3 protein-coding genes, 2 rRNA genes and 1 pseudogene (1 of these 6 cut by a window edge) are annotated in these 6244 nt (G+C 42.4%); all 6 read left to right on the top strand.

What is annotated here, in order from left to right:
* Positions 1-2427: ribosomal RNA gene (locus tag ACEWFJ_RS01310) — 23S ribosomal RNA — on the top strand; it begins 495 nt to the left of the window's first position.
* A gap of 50 nt (positions 2428-2477) precedes the next feature.
* A 5S ribosomal RNA gene (gene rrf / locus ACEWFJ_RS01305) occupies positions 2478-2593 on the top strand.
* 310 nt (positions 2594-2903) lie between these two features.
* Positions 2904-3089 (top strand): sigma factor G inhibitor Gin, encoded by a 186-nt coding sequence (locus tag ACEWFJ_RS01300; protein ID WP_098305028.1) that lies wholly within the window; start codon positions 2904-2906, stop codon positions 3087-3089.
* 82 nt (positions 3090-3171) lie between these two features.
* On the top strand, positions 3172-4581 hold the full coding sequence (locus ACEWFJ_RS01295; RefSeq protein ID WP_473690095.1) for an aminotransferase class I/II-fold pyridoxal phosphate-dependent enzyme: 1410 nt from the start codon (positions 3172-3174) through the stop codon (positions 4579-4581).
* A gap of 18 nt (positions 4582-4599) precedes the next feature.
* Entirely contained in the window at positions 4600-5226 is a 627-nt protein-coding gene (tmk, locus tag ACEWFJ_RS01290) for a dTMP kinase (protein ID WP_429718959.1), read from the top strand.
* A gap of 32 nt (positions 5227-5258) precedes the next feature.
* Positions 5259-6241, top strand: a pseudogene (gene holB / locus ACEWFJ_RS01285) (DNA polymerase III subunit delta').
* Positions 6242-6244: the final 3 nt, after the last annotated feature.

Below are 6244 nucleotides of genomic sequence, written 5' to 3'. Positions count from 1 at the left end.
AGTGAACCAGTACCGTGAGGGAAAGGTGAAAAGCACCCCGGAAGGGGAGTGAAAGAGATCCTGAAACCGTGTGCCTACAAATAGTCAGAGCCCGTTAACGGGTGATGGCGTGCCTTTTGTAGAATGAACCGGCGAGTTACGATCCCGTGCGAGGTTAAGCTGAAGAGGCGGAGCCGTAGCGAAAGCGAGTCTGAATAGGGCGTTTAGTACGTGGTCGTAGACCCGAAACCAGGTGATCTACCCATGTCCAGGGTGAAGTTCAGGTAACACTGAATGGAGGCCCGAACCCACGCACGTTGAAAAGTGCGGGGATGAGGTGTGGGTAGCGGAGAAATTCCAATCGAACCTGGAGATAGCTGGTTCTCCCCGAAATAGCTTTAGGGCTAGCCTCAAGTGTGAGAGTCTTGGAGGTAGAGCACTGATTGAACTAGGGGTCCTCATCGGATTACCGAATTCAGTCAAACTCCGAATGCCAATGACTTATCCTTGGGAGTCAGACTGCGAGTGATAAGATCCGTAGTCAAAAGGGAAACAGCCCAGACCGCCAGCTAAGGTCCCAAAGTGTGTATTAAGTGGAAAAGGATGTGGAGTTGCTTAGACAACTAGGATGTTGGCTTAGAAGCAGCCACCATTTAAAGAGTGCGTAATAGCTCACTAGTCGAGTGACTCTGCGCCGAAAATGTACCGGGGCTAAATACACCACCGAAGCTGCGGATTGATACCTATGGTATCAGTGGTAGGGGAGCGTTCTAAGTGCTGTGAAGTCAGATCGTAAGGACTGGTGGAGCGCTTAGAAGTGAGAATGCCGGTATGAGTAGCGAAAGACGGGTGAGAATCCCGTCCACCGAATGCCTAAGGTTTCCTGAGGAAGGCTCGTCCGCTCAGGGTTAGTCAGGACCTAAGCCGAGGCCGACAGGCGTAGGCGATGGACAACAGGTTGATATTCCTGTACCACCTCTTTATCGTTTGAGCAATGGAGGGACGCAGAAGGATAGAAGAAGCGTGCGATTGGTTGTGCACGTCCAAGCAGTTAGGCTGGTAAGTAGGCAAATCCGCTTACCGCGAAGGCTGAGCTGTGATGGGGAAGCTCCTTATGGAGCGAAGTCTTTGATTCCCCGCTGCCAAGAAAAGCTTCTAGCGAGATAAAAGGTGCCTGTACCGCAAACCGACACAGGTAGGCGAGGAGAGAATCCTAAGGTGTGCGAGAGAACTCTGGTTAAGGAACTCGGCAAAATGACCCCGTAACTTCGGGAGAAGGGGTGCTTTCTTAACGGAAAGCCGCAGTGAATAGGCCCAAGCGACTGTTTAGCAAAAACACAGGTCTCTGCGAAGCCGTAAGGCGAAGTATAGGGGCTGACACCTGCCCGGTGCTGGAAGGTTAAGGAGAGGGGTTAGCGCAAGCGAAGCTCTGAACTGAAGCCCCAGTAAACGGCGGCCGTAACTATAACGGTCCTAAGGTAGCGAAATTCCTTGTCGGGTAAGTTCCGACCCGCACGAAAGGTGTAACGATTTGGGCACTGTCTCAACCAGAGACTCGGTGAAATTATAGTACCTGTGAAGATGCAGGTTACCCGCGACAGGACGGAAAGACCCCGTGGAGCTTTACTGTAGCCTGATATTGAATTTTGGTACAGCTTGTACAGGATAGGCGGGAGCCTTTGAAGCCGGAGCGCTAGCTTCGGTGGAGGCGCTGGTGGGATACCGCCCTGGCTGTATTGAAATTCTAACCTACGGGTCTTATCGACCCGGGAGACAGTGTCAGGTGGGCAGTTTGACTGGGGCGGTCGCCTCCTAAAAAGTAACGGAGGCGCCCAAAGGTTCCCTCAGAATGGTTGGAAATCATTCGTAGAGTGCAAAGGCATAAGGGAGCTTGACTGCGAGACCTACAAGTCGAGCAGGGACGAAAGTCGGGCTTAGTGATCCGGTGGTTCCGCATGGAAGGGCCATCGCTCAACGGATAAAAGCTACCCCGGGGATAACAGGCTTATCTCCCCCAAGAGTCCACATCGACGGGGAGGTTTGGCACCTCGATGTCGGCTCATCGCATCCTGGGGCTGTAGTCGGTCCCAAGGGTTGGGCTGTTCGCCCATTAAAGCGGTACGCGAGCTGGGTTCAGAACGTCGTGAGACAGTTCGGTCCCTATCCGTCGTGGGCGTAGGAAATTTGAGAGGAGCTGTCCTTAGTACGAGAGGACCGGGATGGACGCACCGCTGGTGTACCAGTTGTTCTGCCAAGGGCATAGCTGGGTAGCTATGTGCGGAAGGGATAAGTGCTGAAAGCATCTAAGCATGAAGCCCCCTCAAGATGAGATTTCCCATAGCGTTAAGCTAGTAAGATCCCTGAAAGATGATCAGGTTGATAGGTTCGAGGTGGAAGCATGGTGACATGTGGAGCTGACGAATACTAATAGATCGAGGACTTAACCATATAATATGAAGCAAATGTTATCTAGTTTTGAAGGAATATACCTTCATAAGTCTGGTAATGATGGCAGAGAGGTCACACCCGTTCCCATACCGAACACGGAAGTTAAGCTCTCTAGCGCCGATGGTAGTTGGGACTTTGTCCCTGTGAGAGTAGGACGTTGCCAGGCAAACGAAAGACGAGTCATTGGACTCGTCTTTTTATTTTTACCCCGCTATTCTCGAGTAGTAGGATTCACTCTTAAGAAATAGATGGGGTATCGTCTATAAGGGCAGGTTGATTCAACTATTTCTCAGACAGACACTTTGCCTAGAAATGATTCATACACTAAAAGTGTAAAGGGACGTATATATTTTTTAAAAGTGTTAACGCTTATAAATGTATTGTTTCATTTCGTATAGAGGGGAGGAAGGCTTAATTATCGTTTGTCTAGTTTTATATAATGATGGTTAGATAGACTACGATAAATAAGCGAATATATGGGGTACGTTACAACAAAAGAAGAGATTTGTATTGTGTGTGAACATAAGAAGGATAGTGGAATTCATTTGTATACGAGTTTTATATGTGAATCATGTGAGCGAGAAATGATAGAAACAAGTACAAATAATCCGAAGTATATGTTTTATTTACAGCAATTGCGAAAGATACAAGTATCGCGTTAGAAAATAGGCATATTTGCCTATTATTTTTTTTGTACAAATCTCGGTATAATGTAGAGAGACTGAATAATAAGGAAGAGTGAGTATGGATCAAAGAAAAATGCCCTTATATGAAGCATTAAAGACCTTTGTAAGTAAGAAGCCAGTATCCTTTCATGTTCCAGGTCATAAAAGTGGAACGAATTTTCCAGATGAAGCACAGGAGTATTTTCATGATATACTTTCTATTGACGTAACAGAGCTTACTGGACTTGATGATCTTCATAGTCCATTTGAATGTATAGAAGAAGCACAACAATTATTAGCAGAGTTATATGAAGTACAAAAAAGTTATTTTTTAATTAATGGTTCAACCGTTGGGAATTTAGCCATGCTGTTAGCATGCTGTAATGAACATGATACGGTTCTTGTACAAAGAAATGCTCATAAATCCATTATGAATGGTCTTAAATTAGCTGGGGCACGTCCTGTCTTTCTAGAGCCATGGATTGATGAAAAATATGGTGTACCGGTGGGTGTTCCTTATGAAGTGATTGAAGCTGCAATTCAACAATATTCACAAGCGAAAGCTCTTATTTTAACGCATCCCAATTATTATGGTATGGGTGTAGATTTAGAAAAGAGTGTTGCATTAGCACATGCACATCATATTCCTGTTTTGGTAGATGAGGCACATGGAGCGCATTTTTGTGTTGGAGAGCCTTTTCCAAAATCGGCACTTGCATACGGAGCTGATATCGTTGTTCATTCAGCGCATAAAACATTACCAGCAATGACAATGGGATCATACTTACATGTAAATAGCACTCTCGTTGATGAAGAAAAGGTTTCTTCTTATTTAAATATATTGCAATCTAGTAGTCCGTCTTATCCAATAATGGCTTCATTAGATATAGCCCGTTTTGCATTAGCGAAGATAAAAGAAGAAGGTTGTAAGGAGATTGCTACATTTACTCAGCAAATTCGTACAGCATTAAATCGTATTCCACAATTTGCTGTTTTAGAGTATCCAATACAAGATGCATTAAAAGTAACAGTGCAAACACGCTGTAAGCTCTCTGGATATGAATTACAACGTGTATTTGAAGAGATCGGTATGTATGTTGAAATGGCAGATCCCTATAATGTTTTACTTATCTTACCACTCCAAGTAAATGAGGATTATATAAAAGTAATTGATAGGCTACAAGGTGCACTATGCTCATATGATGTAGAAGATACTAGGCCGTGTATTTATTATCCTGATAAAGAAAATTTATCTCCTTTATCATTTACATATAAGGAGTTGGAGAAGTATAAGAAAAAAGTTGTACCTTTACAGGAGGCGTTAGGTATGATTGCGGCCGAGATGATTATACCGTATCCACCAGGGATTCCTTTGCTTATGTATGGAGAAGAAATTACGTTAGAGCATATAAATCAAATTTCTTATTTAGAAGAGACTGGTGCACGTTTTCAAGGAAATACAAAGAATATTACTGTATATGATATATAGAGAAAGAGGTTTTTATAGATGAAGGGCTTGTTTGTTACAATTGAAGGACCAGAAGGATCAGGAAAATCTACACTAATCACAAAATTATTGCCATACTTTGAGAAGAAGGAACAAAAAGTAGTGGCAACACGAGAACCAGGTGGTATTAAGATTTCAGAAGAAATTCGTACAATTTTACATAAAAAAGAGCATACAATGATGGAAGCACGTACAGAGGCGTTGCTATATGCTGCAGCACGGAGACAACACCTAGTAGAAAAAGTCATGCCAGCCTTAGAAGATAATTATATTGTAATATGCGATCGTTTTATTGATAGCTCTCTTGCTTATCAAGGATATGCAAGGGGTCTTGGTGTTGATAAGGTATTTGAAATTAATCGTTTTGCGACAGAAGATTGTATGCCTGATATTACTATTTATTTAGATATTGAGCCCGAGATTGGACTAGCGCGCATTAGAAAAGATGGTAATAGGGAAGTGAATCGCTTAGATTTAGAAAGCATGGAATTTCATAAGCGGGTTCGTGAAGGATATTTACAATTAGTAGATCGATTTGCAGATCGCATTGTTGTTGTAAATGCAGATCAACCAATAGACATTGTTATAAAAGAAGTTACTCAGCTTATTGAGCAAAAGTTGTTATAATAGAAGAAAGTATAAAAAGTGAGGTATGAAACATGACGAAGACGTGGGAACAACTGTCTCTTATACAACCCATTGTTGTAAAAATGTTAATGAATAGTATTACAAAAGAGCGTATATCCCACGCTTATTTGTTAGAAGGGCCAAAAGGAACAGGGAAGCTTGAAACAGCTATGCAAATGGCGAAAAGCTTTCTTTGTTTGCAGCGAAATGGAGTAGAACCTTGTCATACATGTACGAATTGCCGACGTATTCATTCGGGTAATCACCCAAACGTATATACGGTTACACCAGATGGGCTATCAATTAAGAAACAGCAAATTCACGAATTACAAGAAGAGTTTTCTAAAACCGGTCTAGAAGCAACTAAAAAAATATATATTATTGAGCATGCAGATAAGATGACGACAAACGCTGCGAATACATTGCTTAAATTTTTAGAAGAACCGAGCGGTGATACAACAGCTATTTTATTAACGGAGCAAAGTCATCAAATTTTAAGTACCATTTTATCACGATGTCAAATTGTTACATTTCGCTCTCTTCCAAAGGATGCTCTGGTAAATCGGTTACAAAGGGAAGAAGTAAGTTTTTCTTTAGGGAATCTTGCGGCTGAACTTACAAATAGTTTTGATGAGGCGTTATCGTTTTGTGGTGATGAATGGTTTGCACAAGCACGAACTTTAGTGATAAAATTATGTGAAGCCCTAGAGAAAGATACCACGTCTCTTTTTTTGTACAGGAGAAGTGGATGAAGCATTTTGGAGAGAAAGAACAATTACAGTTAGGATTAGATATGTTGCTCCTTATTTATAAGGATTTATTATATGTTCAATTGGGAGAAGAAGATCGTCTCGTTTTTCAAGACCAAAAAGGGTTATTCCAATCTTTTTCCTATTCTCAAAAGCGCATTGTATCGGCTCTTTTCAATATATTAGAAGCAAAAAATAGAATCAACGCTAATGTAAATGCGCAGCTTGTGTTCGAACAGTTAGTGTTGCGGTTGCAGGAGGGATGACCG

The organism is Bacillus sp. EA-CB0995 (assembly GCF_055814245.1).
The sequence above is the reverse complement of the archived record's forward strand: the minus strand, read 5'-3'. Positions and strand labels throughout refer to the sequence as shown.